Genomic DNA, 18,719 nt, shown 5'->3' with positions numbered 1-18,719 from the left:
ACCGACCCGTGCGGCCTGCAACAGCGCCAGCGGCACCCCCAGCTGCTCGCCCTTCGACTCGTTCGAGTACGGCACCGAACCCGCGATCCACCACCGCCGACGCCCCCGGCACCTCCGTCAGCGCCGCGGCCATCACCCCGCCCGTGCACGCCTCCGCCAACACCAACCGCACCCCCACCTCCCGGCACCTCCCAATCACTTTCGGCGCCACCGCCTCCAGCTCGCTCACGCGCCCTCCCCGGGCACCGCCGCCAGCACCGACACCAGCACGTCCCCCCGGAAGGTGATGCCCACCGTGCCCTCCTCCACATACAGCCCCACCGCCGGGTGCACGTCCCCCGGGCACACCGACTCCAGCCCGCCTCGCGACGTGAAGCCCGCGCGCCGCAACCGCTCCCACCAGGCGATGGCCGGCTCATGGCGCTCGCACCGCTCCGACTCGTTCACCGTGCCCACGATGTCGTCCACCTCCCGGCCGAAGAACCGCTTGATGGCGCGCCGCTCCGCGCTCGGCACCTCCAGCGTATCCAGCAACTGGAACACGCGGGAGAAGTGGTTCCACGCGTTGATCAACCGCTCACGCGCCGGGGCGCGGTGGTGGTCCACGTGGGGCTCGCACAGCACCACCCCCACCGGCCCCAGCGACGCCAGCCGCGAGAGCACCGCGTCGCGCGCCTCCACGCCCGACGTCTCCTTCTCCGCCACGTGGTGCAGCGCGAACGCCGCGTTCACCACCAGCGGCCGCTTCACGCCTCGCAGCGCCGCCCACGTCGCCGCGTCCAGGTCCTCCACCGGCGACTCCAGCTTCACGAACTCCAGCGACAGCCCCACCTCCTCCGCCACCGCCAGCACCGCGTCGCGCGCCTCCACCAGGCTGGTGCCGCTGGGGTCCACGCCCACCACCGTCAGGTGCCGGGGCAGCGCGCCCGCCTTCGCCAGCGCTCGCAGCAGGTTGCACTCCTGGCGCCCCTGCCCGATGCCCACGTCCAGCAGCGTCGCCTCCGCGTGCCCCCGCAGGAAGTCCGCGAGCAGCGCGTTCGCCACCGCGTCCGCCGCGGACGCCAGCGGCAGGTGCTTCATCAACCGCCGGAACAGCTCGATTTGCGGCGCGCCGCCGTCCACCTCCGAGGCCCGGTACGGATGCAGCGCCCCCGTCGCCCCCTCCAACCTGCGCGACAGCGCCGTGGCGAACACGGCGTAGTTCTCGTCTTCCGGAATGCGCTCCGCGTCCAGCAACCGGTAGAGCTCCGCCAGCGCTTCCACCGCCGCCAACGTTCGCGATGACAACGCATGGTCCATCGCCCGGAGCAGCAGTTCGTCCTTCGGCGTGCGCATGCGCCCTCCCCGCGAAGCCGTGGCCGTGGCTTCCGCTCAACATGAAAAAGTGTAACGACCGCCAAGGTCGCGGCTCCAGGGGGCGGCACCGCGGGGACGCAGGGCCGTGCGCGTTCACACAGCGCGCCCGCCCTCGGGGACGGACTGGCGCGACGCGGGCTCCATGGCAGGGGCGCCTCGGGCCGATGCAGTTCGTGGCTCCAGAACCCGTACACTGCCCGCGAGCCGATACAGCCGGGAGGTCCCTCCCGGTCCGTATGGAATTCGCGCACTGACTTCCGCCCCGGGCCGGGGAAGTCACAGGCGCCCGTGGTCGAGTCCATGAATGCATGCGGTGTGCGCGCCGGGCTGGAGCACTCCCGTTCCAGCCCGGGTGACAGTTACGTAGGGGTCCGGTGTTGAAGCGCCCGCCCATGTCCTTCCCCCGCGCCGTCCCCCTGGTGCTGGCCCTCGCGCTGCTGTCCGGCGCGGCCGCCCGCGCGCAGGGCGTCCCCTCCGCCACCAGCGAGCCTCGGGCCGTGGAGGTGGACGTCCACGCCACCGACGCGGGCCAGGCCCTCGCCGCCGAGGACGCCGCGCGCCTGGGCCTCTCCACCGACGCGGGTGACACGACGCTCGTGCCTCCCAGCCTCACCGCCGACGCGCCCGCCGCGTGGCCCGAAGGGCTGGAGGGCACGCCGGGCGAGGTGAAGCTGGAGCTGCTGGTGGACGAGGCGGGCGAGGTGGACACCGCCACGCTGGTGGAGGGCGTGCACCCGCTGCTCAACGAGGCCGCGCTGCACGCCGCGCCCTCCCTGCGCTTCTCCCCCGCGCTGATGGAGGGGCAGCCCGTCGCGGTGCGCCTGTTCTTCGAGTACCGCTTCGAGGCCCCCGTCCCGCTGGCCTCCGGCGCGGACGGCGGCACGTTGACGGGCTCCGAGCTTCGGGGCCCCGTCACCCTCAAGGGCCTGGTGCGGCAGAAGGGCAACCGCCGGCCGCTCATCGGCGCGACGCTGGTGTCGGACGCGGCGCCGGACTCGCCCGTGCAGACGGACGAGAACGGCCGCTTCGAGGCGCGCTTCCCCACGGGCGGCCAGGCGGTGCGCGTGTTCGCCCCGGGCCACAAGCCCGGCCTGTTCCGCGAGGCCTTGAAGTCCACCGAGTCGCTGGAGGTCGTCTACGGCCTGGAGCCGCTCGTGGTGAACCCCTACGAGACGGTGGTGCGAGGCGACCGCGAGCGCACGGAGGTCAGCCGCGTCACGCTGCGCGACGCGGAGTTGCGCGAGGTGCCCGGCACCATGGGCGACCCGTTCCGCGTGGTGATGCTGCTGCCGGGCGTGGGCAGCATGCTGTCCGGCGTGGCGTACCCGGTGGTGCGCGGCAGCCAGCCCGCGTCCACGGGCTACTTCCTGGACGGCATCCGCATCCCCATCCTCTTCCACCTGTTCCTGGGGCCCGCGGTCATCCACCCGGACTTCCTGGACGCCATCGACTTCTATCCGGGCTCGCCGCCGCCGCAGTACGGCCGGCTGATGGGCGGCGCCATCGACGGGCGCCTCACCCGGCCTCGCGACGACCGCGTGCACGGCAGCGCCTACGCGGACTTCATCAACGCGGGCTTCTTCATCGAGACGCCCTTCAAGTCCACCGGCACCAACGTCAGCCTCGCGGGCCGCTATTCCTATACGCCGTGGATCATCGCGCTGGCGGCCAATCAGTTGCAGGACCCGCCGCCGCCGGGGCGCACCAACCCGAAGGTGGTGCTGGACTTCTGGGATTATCAGGCCCGCGTGGAGCAGGACGTGGGGGAGGGCAAGCTGCGGCTGTTTGCCTTTGGCTCGTCGGACACCTTCGGCTCCCAGGCGCAGGACGCCCAGAGCGACACCGCGCTCCAGTCCATCGCGTTCCACCGGGTGGACCTGCGCGGCCGCCACCTGCTGGGCAAGGGCGAGCTGGAGGTGGGCGGCACCTGGGGCACGGATGATTTCGCCGTCGTGTCGCGCGGGCCGGACAGCGGGAACGAAATCCACATCGACCAGAGCACCTTCTCCGGGCGCGTGGGCTACAGCGTGCCATTGGATGAGCGGCTCTTGCTGCGCGCGGGCGCGGACGTGGACCACAAGCGCGCCATCGTGGACGTGCTCACGGTGGAGAACGGCCAGGAGGTGGAGGAGGACTCCGTGCGCGTGCCCGTGGCGCTGGCCACCTTCACCGGTGCGTACGCGGAAGGGGTGTGGACGCCCAATGACAGATGGACGGTGGTGCCCGGCCTGCGGCTGGACAGCTACCACCTGTCCGGCGGGTTCGACCACAAGGTCATCGAGCCGCGCCTCACCGTGCGCCACAAGCTCACCGACACCGTGACGCTCAAGGGCGGCGCGGGCCTCTTCCACCAGCCGCCCACCACCCTCATCAGCCTGCCGGTGGTGGACGTGGGCAGCCTGCTGCTGGGCCTCCAGGAGGGCGTGCAGCTCTCCACCGGCGTGGAGTGGAAGGCCTTCGACACGTGGGAGGTGGGGCTGGACGTCTACGTGAACCCCATGCTGCGCACCATCGAGCTCACGCCCTTCTCCGACGAGGGGCTGACGGACGACCTGGACGGCGGCGGCGACCCGGACGCGCCGCCCCCGCCCGGGGACGTGGGCCCCAACGGCTTCCGCCGCGTGCGCGCGCGCCAGGTGGACATCGATGAGCCGCCCGTCAGCCGCGACGACTGGGACCTGCCGGACTTCAGCAGCCATGGCCTGGCGTATGGGCTGGAGCTGCTCATCCGCTATCCGCTGGGGAACAACTGGTTCGGCTGGCTCTCGTACAGCCTCCAGCGCAGCACGCGGCGCACCACCTTCTATCGATATGACTCGTCAGGTCGGGCCATCTCCGAGGACTCCGCGGACCTGCCCTTCGCGTTCGATCAGACACACATCCTGAACCTGGTGGTCAGCCACAAGTTCTCCAACAACATCACCCTGGGGGGCGTGCTCCACTTCAACACCGGACGCCCGGAGTACGGCACCCTGGGAAGCCAGACGCACCGCGAGGGCACCGACAGCGACGGCCGCCCCGCCTGGGTGCAGGTGGACAGGGACGCGGTGGACCGGCTGCCGCCCTTCTTCCGCTTCGACCTGCGCGTCTCCAAGGCCTGGGCCTACGACACCTTCAGCCTGGAGTCCTACCTGGACATGCTCAACGTCACCCTCAACACGGAGACGCTGGGCTTCGACTACGTGGGCGGCGGCTACAACCGGCAACCCCTGACCAAGAGCGCGGTGGGACTGCCCATCGCCCTGCCCATCATCGGCGTCAAGGGCCGGTACTGACCTGCCCTGGAGGGTAGGGTGAGTGCTCGGCGGTGAGCATTTTTCCGCGCCTCTTGCCCCGCGGGGCTGCTCCACTCGTGGCCAGATGTGTCAGTATTCCATGAGACGCGGGTTTTTCCAGCCTGCCCGGCACCGACGTGGAGGGTGGGGGACAGGCCCGAAGCGTCGGGGGGAGCACGATGATGGGTTTGTCCTGGGGGCCGGGCATGGCTCCGGCATGGGAACTGCCCGCTGACAACGAGACGCCCTGCATCCTCCTCGAGCCGCTGCACGGGGAGACAGGGGAGGCGCTCGACTTCCGGTGGACGTCCATGAACGTCCCGGCCGAGGGCTGGGTGCGCTCGCTGGAGCTGGGCCGGCACCTGTCGCTGTGGACGCGGGAGGGCGTCGCGCTGTTCGACGTGGCGGCGTTCGTGCGCGTGCTGATGCGCGGAGTCCCTCACGTGGGGCTGGTGCAGGGGGACGCGGCGGGGCGGCGGTACGTGGTGGTGCGTCACGGAGACGGCCTGGCGCTGTGGCTGTTGCCGCGCGACGAGGGGCAGGCGGCGGACGCCCACCAGGCGGAGCGGGAGCGGGCGGCGCGGCAGGAGGTGGAGGCGGCGCTGGCGCGGGCGGAGCAGACGGTGAGCGCGCTGCGCGAGGCGGAGGAGCGCTACCGGCTGGCGACGCGCGCCACGCATGACGTGCTGTGGGACTGGCACTTCGCCACGGACCGCGTGCGGTGGGACCCGGGCACGGGGGACGCGTTCGGCCACGCCACGGCGGTGCTGGACCACAAGCTGGGCTGGTGGGGCGAGCGCGTGCACGACGAGGACCGCGAGCGCGTGGTGGACCGGCTGGTGGACTTCGTCGCGTCCACGGGGGACGTGTGGAGCGAGGAGTACCGCTTCCAGCGCGCGGACGGCAGCTGGGCGCACGTGCTGGACCGCGGCGTGCTGGCGCGCGACGACGAGGGGCGCCCGGTGCGGATGATTGGCTCCATGATGGACGTCACCGAGCGCACCCGTCAGCTGGAGACCATGGTGGAGGAGGCGCGCTTCCGGGAGCGCTTCATCGGCATCCTGGGGCATGACCTGCGCAACCCGCTCAACGCCATCGTGCTGTCGGCGCGGGCCCAGAAGCGCCGGGGGCCGCTGGAGTGCACGCCCGAACAGCACCGGCAGCACGCGCAGCGCATCGAGGCCTCCGCGACGCGCATGGGGAACATGATCGCGGACCTGCTGGACTTGACGCGCGCCCGGCTGGCGGGCGGCATCCCGCTGCGCAAGGGCCCCACGGACCTGGGGGCGGTGTGCCAGCAGGTGGTGGACGAACTGTCGGCGGCGTACCCGGACCGCGCGGTGGCGGTGGACGTGGACGGCAAGGCGGAAGGCGAGTGGGACGCGGAGCGGCTGGCGCAGGTGCTCTCCAACCTGGTGGGCAACGCGCTGGAGCACGGCAGCCCGGACGCGCCGGTGTTCCTGCGCTGCTGGGCGAAGGGCGAGCACCAGGTGCTGGAGGTGCAAAACCCCGGCTCGCCCATCCCGGAGGAGCTGCGCGAGCGGCTGTTTGATCCGTTTCGCCAGGGCGAGGGCGAGCGCGAGCAGGGCGGCCGGCGCAACAGCGGCCTGGGGCTGGGGTTGTTCATCGTGAAGGAGATCGTCCAGGCGCACGGCGGGACGGTGGAGGTGACGTCGTCGGAGAAGGAGGGCACGACGTTCACGGTGCGGCTGCCGCGGCCTCCGCGTCCGAAGGCCAGGGTGAAGGCAGGCAAGGGCCGCACGCGGACGGCCTGATCTTTTGGAAGGGGTGAGCGTTCGCCGCCATGCGGTGAATGAGAGAGCGTCCGCCGCCGCACGCCGCGCGTGTTGTGCGAAGGACCGAAGGGGATGGGCCGGGAGGGCAGGGGCGCTGCTCGCTTCGTTGGAGTGCGTTTACCGGTTGATCAGGCCGTGCGGCTCGCGCGGCTCCCACGCGGAGGCAGTCCCCATGCACCTCAATCCCCCTCGCAAGGTTTCATTCCGTTCCTCCCCCTGGACGGCGCTCTGGCTGGCCGCGGCGCTCGCCGGCTGCGGCGCTCCTTCCCTGGATGAAGCCCCCGATGGGGTGGGCCAGTCCTCGGGCGCGCTCGCCTCCACCAATGGCCTGTCGACGAATGGCTTGTCGACCAATGGCTTGTCGACGAATGGCCTGTCCACCAACGGCCTGTCGACGAATGGCCTGTCCACCAATGGCCTGTCCACGAACGGGTTCCAGGCCTGGTTCCAGCAGGATCCCGCGTCGGCGGACATGGTGATGCGCTACGTGGTGCAGTGCTCGCTTTCGGCGGGGGCGACGCTGTCGTACCAGTCGCCCACCACGGGGAAGAGCTACACGTGGAAGGGGAGTCTGGGATTGGCGCCGGGATGGGCGGGGGGACTTCCGGCGACGGTGGCGGAGCAGCAGGTGGTGAGCGCGTGTCTGGCGGCGCACGCGAACAAGTACGGCGTGCACGTGAACATCTCCGTGCTGGGGCGCGACGCGCTGGGCGGGGCGATGCCGTATTCGACGGACGAGCTGAACACCTACACCGAGAAGGAGGCGTGCTTCTTTGGCAACCTCTTCACGGGCGAGGGCACGTTCGCGGCGAACGACGGCGCGTACCTGGACTACGACGAGAGCACGGTGCGCACCTGCGGCCTGTCGTCCTGGAGTGAGACGACGGCGTGCACGCCGATGAAGCACGTGGGCGCGTGCCGGTACTACTGCACGCTGGACGCCACGCGGACGTACTACACGCGCTGCACGTACAACGGCGTGACGTACCGGCCCATCACCACGCGCATGCTGCCCCAGGACATCTACCGCTGCGGCGACGGCGTGTGCCAGCTGACGGAGAAGTGCGGCGGCAGCAGCACGCCGGACAGCTGCGCGGCGGACTGCGGCGCCTGTCAGTAGGCGGGGGGTGGGCTGTTCAAGTGGGGCGGGGCCGCGCGGCGCGGAGCCGGTAGCGCGTGACGAGCTCCCCCCACCAGCGGCCCATCGTCGCGACGGTGGCCGGTCCATCCAGGCCGTGGCGCACGGGGTGGTCCATGCGGATGGCGTCCCAGCCCCGGTGTTCGAGCACGACGCGGGTGCCGCCGAAGGTGGGCTCGAAGCGGACGTCGACCTCGGTGGTCTCTCCGGGGGCGAAGTTGCTCGCGCGCCATTGGAAGACGAGCCGCGCGCCGGGCTCCCAGACGAGCACGCGGCCGATTTCAAAGACCTGCTCCCCGAAGGACTCCAGCAGGCGGCCGCCGGGACCGGGCGGGTCGAAGCGCAGGAGGGCGTCGGGGTTCTGGAGGCCGCGGTAGCGCGGGCTCTTGCCCCACCAGAGGTCGGTCTCCTCGGTGAAGACCTCGAAGGCGTCCAGCGGGGACACGGCGACGAAGGTGGTGACGCGGGCGCGGTCGGCCGTCATGACTTGCGGCCTCCGGAGGGCTTCGTGCCCCGGGTGCGCTCGGCGTGGGCCTTGAAGGCGCCCAGCTGATCCGCCCAGAAGGACTCCACCTCGTCCAGCCAGCCGCGCAGGGCGGCGAAGGGCTCCGGGCGCAGGGAGTAGACGCGCACGCGGGCGTCGTCCGCGTCGATGCGCTCCTCCACGAGCCCGTCTGGCGCAGCACGCGCAGGTGGCGGGACATGGCCGGAGGGCTCATGTCGAACGCGGCGGCCAGCTCCCCGGCGGGGTGGGGCCGCTGGCGCAGCCGGTCCACGACGCCCCGGCGCGTGGGGTCGGCGAGGGCGGCCAGGGTGCGGTCGAGCGCGGACGGGGTGGCCATGGCGGGGGAGCCTACGCCGGAGTGAAGACGCGCTGGGTGAACCACCAGCGGTGGCCTTCGAGGTCCTGGGCGCCATAGGTGCGGTTGGTGCCCCAGTCGTCGCCGTAGTTCTTGGTCTCCGGCTCCATGAGGATGACGGCGCCGGCCGCGCGCGCCTGGGCGCAGTGGGCGTCCACGTCGTCCACGTAGACCGTGAGGGTCTGCGTGTTGGCGCCCCCGTGCAGCCGGGGGCTGCGGTGGAGGTCATGGCGCCCGGAGGAGTTCACCATGATGACGCCGTCGCCGTAGACCAGCTCCGAGTGCACGATGCTGTTGTCCGCGCCCTCCACCTTGAGGCGCGTCTGGAAGCCGAAGGCGCGCTCCAGCCAGTCGATGGCGGCGGGGGCGTCCTCGTAGAAGAGGCTGGAGGAGATGCGCGGCCAGTCCTCGGGGATGGGCTTCATGCGGTGACTCCTGGCGAATGAACGTCGTTAACGTCAGGGTGAATGATTAACCCTGACGTTAACGGTCGTCAATCCTCCAGGTCCGCTAACGGTGCATGAAGCCGCCGGGCAACCTGGGGGCCGGGGTGGGGTCGGTGGGCGGCGCCCCCTGGGGCCCGAGGAGGGCTGGCAGGGCGGGCGTGAGCTGCCCCACGTAGAGCAGGCCCTGGAGGCCTTCGGTGGGGGAGGTCTCCTTGAGCTGGATGTACGGGCTCAGCCCCGCGCGGGCCGCCACCGCCGGAGCGGGCGTCGCGCCCACGAGGCCGCAGACCAGCTTGCTGTCCCGGTCCAGGTCGCAGCCCCAGCGCGTGCCCTGCGCGTAGCTCATCTCCAGCACGACGAGCGAGCGGTCCTTCATCAGGTGCGCCATGGGGGTGAAGGCCGGGTCCCACTTCGTGCCCTTCTGCATCCGCGTATGCGTGTTGCCCGCCAGCACCACCTGGACCTCGTCTGGCTTCGCGGCGCGGCGCTGCGTCCAGACCTGGGCCTGGGCGGCGTCGCGCTCGCTGCCATTCAGCACGTCCGTGTCGTAGGCCACCACGGACACCCGCAGGCCCGCGGCGCGCAGGGCCCGCGCGCGGTCGATGAGGTCCATCACCGCGCGGCTGCTGCGCCCGTCCTGGTACGTGCGCGTCCAGAAGCGGCCCTCCAGCAGTGCATCCTGGTCGGCGGGGGCGCCGGGGCTGGCCAGGTACCTGTCCACGCGCGCCTGCTCCGTGTCGGGGAGCGACAGGCCCAGCACCACCGCGAGTCCCGCCTGGGCCGCCTGGCACACCACGTGGCCAACGACGTCCGGCACTTCGTTGGTGCCCAGCTGCTCGCCGATGAGGAGCGTCAGGCCCGGGTGCAGCAGCTGCGGCAGTCCGCGCACGGACGTGGTGCAGGGGCCTTCCGCGGGGGCTTCTTCGCTCCAGCGCTCCAGGTAGAACTCCGGCGCGCGCACGGCGGTGGGGCGCTTCTCCTCGGCCACGTTGCCGGCGAGGACCTCCACGGAGGGGGCGGACTCCAGCCGCAGCGTGAGCGCCTGCTCCAGGTCCAGGTCGCGGGTGCCGTGCTGGGCGGCGCGCAGCATGGACAGACGCTTGGTCGCCGCGTCGTCCTGGTCGAAGTCCACCTCCTTCACGAAGGGATTGGACAGCTGCTCGGCGCGCTCCAGGTAGACCTTCCACCACAGCTTCTTCCACTCGGCGTCATTGCCTGTCGTCTGCTGGGTCATGCGGAAGATGCGCACGACGGACTGGCGCGGGCTCAGTGCGACGCCGGTCACCAGGTAGCGCGTATAGGTGGTGTTGCGAGTGCCAGCCCGGTCAGGGTCGGACCAGGTGGTAACGAGCTGGTTGGGGTCTTCTGTGTCCTCGAACGCGTAGCCCCGCTCTTCCAGCAGCTGGCGGGTGGCCGCCATCGCCTCCGTCAGGGGCTTCTGGAAGACGTGCTCGTACTTGGGCAGCTCCGCTTCGGGTGTCCGCTTCGAGTGGGCGCAGCCAACAGCCATCACGGTCAACGCGACGACGAGCCAACGACAATGCATTCAGCCCCCCTGTGAGAAATGCGAAGCGCCTCACATGAGAGCCCATCCCGCGCCTGGGAAGCCAGAGAGAGGGCTTCCCGGTGTCGTGGATTGACAATCATGTACGAAAGTCCAATGCCATTGGGCCTTCGTGCACCCAGCTCAAATCGGATCCTGATTGAGATGAAATGCCAGGCGCCTCCAGGGGGCCGCTAGAAAATGCCGGGCACGGGCACGTCGCGGCCGGGAGTGCGGGGGGCCTGGCCGGGGTCGGTGGGCGGCGCCATTCGTGGTCCGAGGATGGCAGGCATGGAGGGCGTGAGCTGCCCCACGTAGAGCAGGCCCTGGAGGCCCTCGGTGGCGGAGGTCTCCCGCAGCTGGATGTACGGGCTCAGCCCGGCCTGGGCGGCCACCCGGGGAGCGGGCGTCGCGCCCACGAGGCCGCAGACCAGCTTGCTGTCGCGGTTCAGGTCGCAGCCCCAGCGGATGCCCTGCGCGTAGCTCATCTCCAGCACGACGAGCGAGCGGTCCCCCTTCATCAGGTGCGCCATGGGCGTGAAGGACGGGTCCCACTGCGTGCCCTTCTCCAGCTGCGTGTGCGTGTTGCCCGCCAGCACCACCTGGACCTCATCCGGCTTCGCGGCGCGGCGCTGCGTCCAGACGCGGGCCTGGGCGGCGTCGCGCTCGCTGCCATTCAGCACGTCCGTGTCGTAGGCCACCACGGACACCCGCAGGCCCGCGGCGCGCAGGGCCCGCGCGCGGTCGATGAGGTCCATCACCGCGCGGCTGCTGCGCCCGTCCTGGTACGTGCGCGTCCAGAAGCGGCCCTCCAGCAGTGCATCCTGGTCGGCGGGGGCGCCGGGGCTGGCCAGGTACCTGTCCACGCGCGCCTGCTCCGTGTCGGGGAGCGACAGGCCCAGCACCACCGCGAGTCCCGCCTGGGCCGCCTGGCACACCACGTGGCCAACGACGTCCGGCACTTCGTTGGTGCCCAGCTGCTCGCCGATGAGGAGCGTCAGGCCCGGGTGCAGCAGCTGCGGCAGTCCGCGCACGGACGTGGTGCAGGGGCCTTCCGCGGGGGCTTCTTCGCTCCAGCGCTCCAGGTAGAACTCCGGCGCGCGCACGGCGGTGGGGCGCTTCTCCTCGGCCACGTTGCCGGCGAGGACCTCCACGGAGGGGGCGGACTCCAGCCGCAGCGTGAGCGCCTGCTCCAGGTCCAGGTCGCGGGTGCCGTGCTGGGCGGCGCGCAGCATGGACAGACGCTTGGTCGCCGCGTCGTCCTGGTCGAAGTCCACCTCCTTCACGAAGGGATTGGACAGCTGCTCGGCGCGCTCCAGGTAGACCTTCCACCACAGCTTCTTCCACTCGGCGTCATTGCCTGTCGTCTGCTGGGTCATGCGGAAGATGCGCACGACGGACTGGCGCGGGCTCAGTGCGACGCCGGTCACCAGGTAGCGCGTATAGGTGGTGTTGCGAGTGCCAGCCCGGTCAGGGTCGGACCAGGTGGTAACGAGCTGGTTGGGGTCTTCTGTGTCCTCGAACGCGTAGCCCCGCTCTTCCAGCAGCTGGCGGGTGGCCGCCATCGCCTCCGTCAGGGGCTTCTGGAAGACGTGCTCGTACTTGGGCAGCTCCGCTTCAGGCCCCCGCTTCGAGTGGGCGCAGCTGACGGACAGCAGGGTCAACGCGACGACGAGCCAACGGCAGTGCATTCCAGCCCCCTGTGAGAAATGCGAAGCGCTTCACATGAGAGCGCATTCCGTGCCGGGTTCAAGACCAGAGAGGGGGCGTCCCATTTGGTGGACAGCGGGTCCGGAGTCTCGGACTCCTCGAAGTGGAAGCCCGCTCCTCCAGCAACTGGCGCGCTGCGGCCATCGTCGCCGTCAGCGGCTTCTGGAAGACGAACTCATGCAGCTTGACGTCAGGGAATCCCCGCTAGCTCAAGTCAGCGCAGGCAAGGGGCTTGCACTGGAAGGTCCGAGCGGAAAATTCACACGCAAAGGTTTGCGTTGACAGCTTCTTGAGATGTGAGCCTATTGAAATGCCAAGCGCCTTGAGCCGAGGCGCATGAGGGGTCGTTCGATGCAGGCGGGACGCTGGGTGGTCGTGTTGCTGGTGTTGGGTGTGGCATGGGTGTCGAGAGCGGAAGGCGATGCCGTAGGGTGGCAGGGCCGGCTCGCACTTCATGAGAAGGCCGCGGTGCGGGAAGCCCCCAGCCGACTGCAGTCGCACGCTGCCGTAGTGGCCACCGACCAGACACGAGCCTTTGAAGCTGCCCGGCTTGCATGGGAGGAGAAGCGGGACACGCTCCATGAGCAGTTGACGCAGTCCCTGTCGCGGGCGCGTGCCGAACTCGGACCCAGCCCCGCCTGGTGGGTGCGCTTCTGGCATCCGCCAACGGTGGGGGAAACCGAGAAGGCCGCCCTTGAGCGCTCCAGGGATGAATTGCTGCGGGCCAGGGGGCTGCTGAAGAAGGTCAAACTCGCGGGTGACGCCGCAGCCCAGGCGCGCAGGCAACGACTGCTGCTGGCGCTCGAGCAGCAGGTGGAGTCAGTCGAAGCGCGAATGGAAGGCGGCTTCGCCCGGGCATGGGAGATGGCTCTGGGACAGTCCCTTCAAGAAGAAATCGCGCGCCTGCAGGTGGGGCATTCCCTGCTGGGAGCAGGCCTCGTCGTGGAGGATGTGACGCAGGTCGCCCACATCGAGAAGGTGGTGATGACCGACCTGCAGGAAGGCGTGGTCGGGCAGCCTCTTCCCCAACCCGTGGCGGTGCGAGTGACGACCGCCAACGGTGAGCCGGTACTCGGGGCGGTCGTGACCTTCAAGCGCGCAAGCGGCTCCCAACCGGGCTTCCTGCCCGTCGGTGGCACGGGGCAGGCTCAGGCCCAGTTGCAGGCAATCACGGATGAGAATGGCCTGGCGGCGATCCAGGTGCTGCCTGATACCAACATCCCCCGCTTGTCATTCTTGCGGCAGGGATCTCACTTCCCCCAGCGGCTGGGCTACAACGCCGTGACGGCGGAGACCTCCAACGGGACCCAGACGTTCGTGCTGGATGCACCCTTTGTAGAGGTGGGGCTGCCGGACGCGCCATACGAGATCCAAGCCTTCGGCGTTCCGCCTTCGACCGAAGTGGGATTGCAGATGATTGCCCCCTTCTCGGGGAAAGTGCTGGATCGCTATGGAAATGCTCTGGCCAATCAACAGGTGACGTGGACCCAGTCGCCTGTAGCCGGGCGCTTCTTCCGGTATCAAGATTCGGCGACCCCTCAGGTCTTGGATCCCAGCAATCCCATGCAATTGCTGGCGATGCAGGAGTGGTCGGACGTCGATGGATGGCTGAGCGCGGGTTACATCCCAGGCATGACCGCGGGGTACTACGCCGTGACAGCCTCCGTGGGAGGCCTTTCGCGTGAGTTCGGCGTCTCAGCCACCATCCCCACGGCTCGATACACCTTGCGCGCGACGTACAACGGTGACTTCAACGGCGTCTACCAGACGGCCGGTCCTGAGGTGCTGGTCGCGCAAATCCTGCGATGGCCGGTGGGGGCTCCTGGCTGGGTGCCAGTGCGAGGCGACGAATCCGGGCTGACGGATGTGGCGGTGGGCGTCTTCACGCTCGCGGACGATGGCTCCGAGCTTGATCTTTTCGTGGCAAGTCCCGCTTCGACAGGGCCTGAGCCCCTGGACGATGAAAGCTCGGTGGCGTTCCGCCCGAGGTACCTCGTAGAGAATGGAGTGCAATGGGTGTACTTCGTCGCGGAGGCGTTCGAGCGCGACGCGAACGGGCAGTCCGTGCAGGTGTGTTGCGGTCAGGAACTCTACTCCCGGCAGACCTCGACCGTTCCGACTCTGGTTGCCCGTCGGCAATTGCAGGATGGCTCGGTGGTGGCGGCTGGAGGTCAGGCGGCGACGTCCGACTCGGGATTGGGGTATTTCGTCGGCAACAAGAGCTCTGACAACCTGTATGTCCGGGTGACGATCCAGCCCAATGTGCCCGGGGACGAGGTCCTGGTCCTGGATGCCAGTCTGCCCCGGGACGTGGACGGGGACATCGTGCTGCCGGCGGCGTCCAACGTGCAGAGGATGCTGCCGCTAAGGTCGGGAACGCAGGGGGGCCAGGTCCGCTTCGAGTTGTATGCGAAGGACTACTCCGCGACGTCCTTTGTGAAAGTGTTGCAGGCGACCGAGGATGTGGACGTGCGTCCCCCGGACCCGGGACTGTTCGTGGCGGGACTTCCGCTGCGGGCGCGTTGGGTGTTGCCGGTGTGGGACTTCGTGTCCGCGTTGAAGCCAGCGCCCGGTGATCCGTCGCCAGACGATGCACAGCCGCCCATCGCCTATGGCGCTCCGCTCGGCATGAAGGCCCTCGCGAACGGACGGCTGGAGGTTCGCCGTGGGGAGACGGCAGTCGCGAGCGCCCAGGTGCTGGCGAACGCCTCTGGCATCACGCAGGTCTCCTGGTTGGGGGGCGCGGCCATCGCCCTGGGGCAGGAGGGCTTCGCGGTGATGGAGGTCCCTCCAGGAGCGGTAGGACAGGAGACGGTCCGGGTCACGTTCATTCCAGACAATCCCAATCAGGCGACCCTGAACAGGGAGGCGCCGCTCACGACCACGGTGGGAACGGTGGGCAAGCTGCCGGTGGGCCATACCTTCGTGAAGGGCGTCAGCGTGGTGGACGGCCACCTGGTGAAACAGGCCGTGGACGTGGAAACCCCCAGCCGGGGCCTGGGCCTTTCGTGGCAGCGTGCCTATGCCAGCGGTGCCTCCGACGAAGGCTCGCTGGGGTTGGGCTGGACGCACGCCTACGAAGGCGCCGTGCAGCCGCTGTTGGGGAGCTTCCGCTACGCCGTCACCAGCGGCGAGGGCGGCGGGCAGGTGTTCACCTGCACGGGGGAGGGCACGGGGTGCGTGGCCCAGCGCGGGTACCACGGCACGCTGCGCGTGGAGGGCGTGGGAACCGCGCGGGAGTTTGTCTTCCGCGCGAAGGATGGGACGGAGTACCGCCACGGGCGGCTCGACAGTGCGAGCTTCCCCGTGAAGTACCGACTCACCTCCGTCGTGGCACCCACGGGGCACCGGGTGCTGCTGCGCTACGGCGATGCCTCGGTTGAGGGCGCGCTGACGCGCGTGTTCGACGAAGCGAGCGGCCGGCTGCTGGAGCTGGGCTACGCGCGTGAGGCGGGCCATCTGCGGATGCACACGGTGGAACTGCGCCACGCCTTCTCGGCGGACGCGTTGTCCACGAACTTCCTCGGCGTCTGTGTGCAGTACGGCTACGACAGCCAGCAGCGACTGGCCTCCGCGTCGCGCTACGACGGCGCATGCGGGAGTGGGACTCCTCTGCGGACGGAGTCCTACGGGTACGAGGGAGGTGCCTCGGAGGTGGGGAGGACGCGGCTGTCCCAGTACACGGGGCCCGATGGCGAGGTGACGCGCTACACCTATTACGGCAGCACGGAGTCAATGCCAGGCGAGGACGACTTCCTGCTGCTGATGAGCAAGGACGAGCGGGTGAATCAGGTGGTGGAGGTCATGGAGACCGCCCCGGTTCGGGAGGCCATCACCACCTTCACCTATTCCATCGCGCCGGAGCAGCGCGTCGTCCTGGGGCAGTCCCTCACTACGTACCGCACGGCGGTGAAGGGCCCCCGCTCCGAGGTTCCCGAATCCGTCTACTGGATGATGGCGACGGGGAACGTGGTGGGGATGGAGAAGCCGCTGTCGGAGGGCGTCGTGGCTCGTACCGGGGCGCTCTGGGACTCGGTCCACCGGGTTCGCGAGGCGGAGTTGGACGCACGGGGGCGCGTCACGCACCTGGCCTACGACACGCGAGGCAACCTGGTGGAGCGCCGCATCGAGGGAGCGGCGCTACCGGCCATGGGGACCGTGGCGGCCACGCTGCCCGTGCTCGACGCGCAGGGGCAGCCTGTCGCGGAGGTTGTGGAGAAATGGGGCTACGAGGCGGGCTTCAACGCGCAGGTCTGCCACGTGGACGCGGAGGGTTACGCCACGGTCTCGCGGGTGGATTCTTCTGGGGATGCGCCAGAGGACGTGCTGCCGTTGGGGACGGGGCGCCTGCTGGAGACCCGGCGCTATGTGAACAGGGTGCCGCGCCTGGTGCTGACCTCCGCCGCGACCTGTGAAGAGGCCGTGGCCTCGTTGCAGGAGTCCCCCCAGGATGTCGTGCTGAGCTGGCGTTACTGCGGGGTGGAAGGCGCAACCTGTCCGCCACGGGCCATCACAGGCGACTGGGTGGAGAGCGTGGGAGCGGATGGGCACCGGGAGAAGGCCACGGCCTACGACGTCTACGGTCAGCTGAGGGCCAAGACGCTCCAGGTGAACGGCGCGTCCACGGTGACGGTACAGACCGTCTACGACGCCCGCGGGCGCCTGGAGGATGTGCAGGACGGGCTGGGGCGTCATCGAATCCAACAATGGGATGGGCTGGATCGAATCAAGCGCGAAGAATGGGTGACCCCTCGCGGCACGGGACAGGTCCGCACGGCGCAGTATTACCCAGGCGGCCAGCTTCAATACGAGACCCTGGGAAGGGACTTCCTCCGCGAGCACTGGCTGGACGCCGCAGGACGCCGAGCCCGGACGGTCGAGTCTGGAGGTGGACTCACTGCTTCGTTGGAGACCGGCTATGGGTATGACGATGCCGGCAATCGCACGACGGTCATCGACCGGCGGGGTGTCCTGACGACCACGGTGTATGACTTCGCGGACCGCCCGGTGGAGGTGCTGGTGTCCGTGGCGGATGCGTCACGGTTCGTGGCCCAGGGGGGCGACACCCGCGACGTGAGCCGGACCTACACCCTCTCCCATGTGACCTACGACGCCGCTGGCAACAAGGTGGCGGAAGAGGACCTGTCCGGGTTCGACAGGCATTACCGGCTGGACTCGCTCTATCGGGTCGTGGAGGAGCAGAGCCCCGAAGTTCGGGGTGCGGACCTCGACGCACCGCCCCTCCGCTATACGCAGACATTCGCATATGACCTGACCGGCCATCGGGTACGGCAGGTGGATGGGAATAGCCACGCCCAGACGGCGGAGTACGACCTGTTGGGACGTACCACCGTCCAGACGGACGCCGCCGGTCGGGTCGAGCGGCGCGAATACGACGGGCGCGGCAATGTGACAGAGGTTCGCTGGGAGGCGGGAGGCGTCCAGCATCGGAAGCAGACCACGACGTATGACGGCTTGAGCCGGACGCTCTCGGTAACGCAGCGGGTGGCGACGGAGGCCGGGGAGACGGTCTACACGACGCAGAGCGTCCATGACGACGCGGCGCATGTCGAGTGGACGCGCGATGCACGGGGCTTCGTTCAGGCCCGGCACCTGGACGGGCTGGGACGCGTCTCCGCTGGGGTGGAGGACGCTGCGAATGGACCGTTGCCGCGCGAGCCGGACGACTCGAGGGTGGGGCCAGCGCTCAACCTGGTCCACACCATGGAGTACGACGAGTATGGCCATGAGTTCGCCCGAGTGGATGCGCTGGGACGGCGGACGGAAACGGTCCACGACGCGCTGGGCCGACTGGTGGAAGTGCACCGGCCCATGGGGGTCTTCGAGAGCCAGACGCATGACGGAGAGGGCCATGTCATCCGCTCCCTCGATGGTCGTGGCGTGGAGCGGCGCTTAACCTACGACGCGTTGGGACGGCTGCGAAGCGAGACGCTGATGGAGAGTCTGTCCCAGGAGGGACAGGCCCTGACGGTGAGCGAGCGGACGTACGTGGATGCTCCGGACACGGAGGCCCTGACGCGAGAGGAGGTGCGGGACGCGCGGGGGCAGCTCACTGTGACGTACCGCGATGGACTCCAGCGTGTCGTCCGCCGCACGGACGCGGCGGGGCTCGCCACGGACGCCTGGTTCGACGCGCTCTACAAGCGCGTGGAGAAGAACGCGAAGGGGCACCTCACCCGCTTCGCCTACGACGCCGTGGGCCGGGTGCTGAGCCAGTCCGAGGCCGCATCGGTGAGTGCTCCGGCGGCCTACCACCAGGGGTGGGAGTACAGGGATGCGACCCGCGAGCGGACACACTGGGACCGGCGCCAGGTTCCCACGGTGCATCGGGAGGATGGTCTGGGGCGCAAGGTGTACTCCTCACGGGGGCAGGGCAGGACGTGGCGCAGGAGTCCTGGACCTACAACGCCGCGGGGCAGACGGTGCGGGCGGTGGACGCGAATGGCTACGCGACCACCCGGCTCTACGATGGAGCGGCGCGTCTGGTCGAGGAGACCCAGGGCGCCGGAACGCCGGAGGCGGCGGCGACTGCGTTTCAGTACGACGCCGCTGGTCAGCTGACGCAGCAGAAGGG

Annotated in this window: 11 protein-coding genes and 1 pseudogene; 4 read left to right on the top strand and 8 right to left on the bottom strand. The window is 69.7% G+C overall.

Annotated features, from left to right (window positions below; translation table 11 throughout):
• Both ACLEQD_RS05750 and ACLEQD_RS05745 read right to left on the bottom strand, forming a co-directional pair.
• The coding region (locus ACLEQD_RS05750) for a CinA family protein (protein WP_410382351.1) at positions 1 to 229 on the bottom strand (229 nt) is incomplete at its 3' end.
• Positions 226 to 1,335, bottom strand: a complete 1,110-nt coding sequence (locus tag ACLEQD_RS05745; RefSeq protein ID WP_410382349.1) for a GRAS family protein — start codon at positions 1,333 to 1,335, stop codon at positions 226 to 228. The genes ACLEQD_RS05745 and ACLEQD_RS05750, both read right to left, overlap by 4 nt.
• Positions 1,336 to 1,748: 413 nt before the next feature.
• Here ACLEQD_RS05745 and ACLEQD_RS05740 point away from each other — a divergent pair, with 413 nt between their 5' ends.
• The 3 genes from ACLEQD_RS05740 to ACLEQD_RS05730 all read left to right on the top strand — a co-directional run bounded on the left by ACLEQD_RS05740 (position 1,749) and on the right by ACLEQD_RS05730 (position 7,547).
• On the top strand, positions 1,749 to 4,631 hold the full coding sequence (locus ACLEQD_RS05740; RefSeq protein ID WP_410382347.1) for a TonB-dependent receptor domain-containing protein: 2,883 nt from the start codon (positions 1,749 to 1,751) through the stop codon (positions 4,629 to 4,631).
• 206 nt (positions 4,632 to 4,837) lie between these two features.
• Complete coding sequence (locus ACLEQD_RS05735) at positions 4,838 to 6,406, top strand: ATP-binding protein (RefSeq protein ID WP_410382346.1); 1,569 nt, start codon at positions 4,838 to 4,840, stop codon at positions 6,404 to 6,406.
• 193 nt (positions 6,407 to 6,599) lie between these two features.
• Complete coding sequence (locus ACLEQD_RS05730) at positions 6,600 to 7,547, top strand: hypothetical protein (protein WP_410382344.1); 948 nt, start codon at positions 6,600 to 6,602, stop codon at positions 7,545 to 7,547.
• Positions 7,548 to 7,563: 16 nt separating this feature from the next.
• Here the strand turns inward: ACLEQD_RS05730 and ACLEQD_RS05725 are convergent, their stop codons facing one another.
• The 6 genes and pseudogenes from ACLEQD_RS05725 to ACLEQD_RS05700 all read right to left on the bottom strand — a co-directional run bounded on the left by ACLEQD_RS05725 (position 7,564) and on the right by ACLEQD_RS05700 (position 12,105).
• Positions 7,564 to 8,049 carry an SRPBCC domain-containing protein gene (locus ACLEQD_RS05725; RefSeq protein WP_410382342.1) on the bottom strand — a complete coding sequence of 162 codons (486 nt, stop codon included), beginning with the start codon at positions 8,047 to 8,049 and terminating at the stop codon, positions 7,564 to 7,566.
• On the bottom strand, positions 8,046 to 8,231 hold the full coding sequence (locus ACLEQD_RS05720; RefSeq protein ID WP_410382340.1) for a hypothetical protein: 186 nt from the start codon (positions 8,229 to 8,231) through the stop codon (positions 8,046 to 8,048). Before ACLEQD_RS05720 ends, ACLEQD_RS05725 begins: the two co-directional genes overlap by 4 nt.
• Positions 8,232 to 8,293: 62 nt before the next feature.
• A pseudogene (locus tag ACLEQD_RS05715) lies at positions 8,294 to 8,407 on the bottom strand (transcriptional regulator); the annotation flags it as partial.
• A gap of 11 nt (positions 8,408 to 8,418) precedes the next feature.
• Complete coding sequence (locus ACLEQD_RS05710; protein WP_171415147.1) at positions 8,419 to 8,850, bottom strand: VOC family protein; 432 nt, start codon at positions 8,848 to 8,850, stop codon at positions 8,419 to 8,421.
• Between the two features lie 85 nt (positions 8,851 to 8,935).
• Positions 8,936 to 10,381, bottom strand: coding sequence for a hypothetical protein (locus ACLEQD_RS05705; protein WP_410382355.1), 1,446 nt, complete (start codon positions 10,379 to 10,381; stop codon positions 8,936 to 8,938).
• A 227-nt stretch (positions 10,382 to 10,608) separates the two neighbouring features.
• A complete protein-coding gene (locus tag ACLEQD_RS05700; protein ID WP_410382338.1) occupies positions 10,609 to 12,105 on the bottom strand; it encodes a hypothetical protein in 1,497 nt (498 codons plus the stop codon).
• Positions 12,106 to 12,793: 688 nt separating this feature from the next.
• On the opposite strand from ACLEQD_RS05700, the gene ACLEQD_RS05695 reads away from it, so the two are divergent.
• Entirely contained in the window at positions 12,794 to 18,706 is a 5,913-nt protein-coding gene (locus tag ACLEQD_RS05695; RefSeq protein ID WP_410382336.1) for a DUF6531 domain-containing protein, read from the top strand.
• Positions 18,707 to 18,719 lie beyond the last annotated feature (13 nt).

Origin of the sequence: Corallococcus sp. 4LFB (genome assembly GCF_046520365.1) — a bacterium.
In the GTDB taxonomy this organism is placed as follows: Bacteria; Myxococcota; Myxococcia; order Myxococcales; family Myxococcaceae; genus Corallococcus; species Corallococcus caeni.
This window is presented reverse-complemented; position numbering and strand designations above follow the sequence as displayed.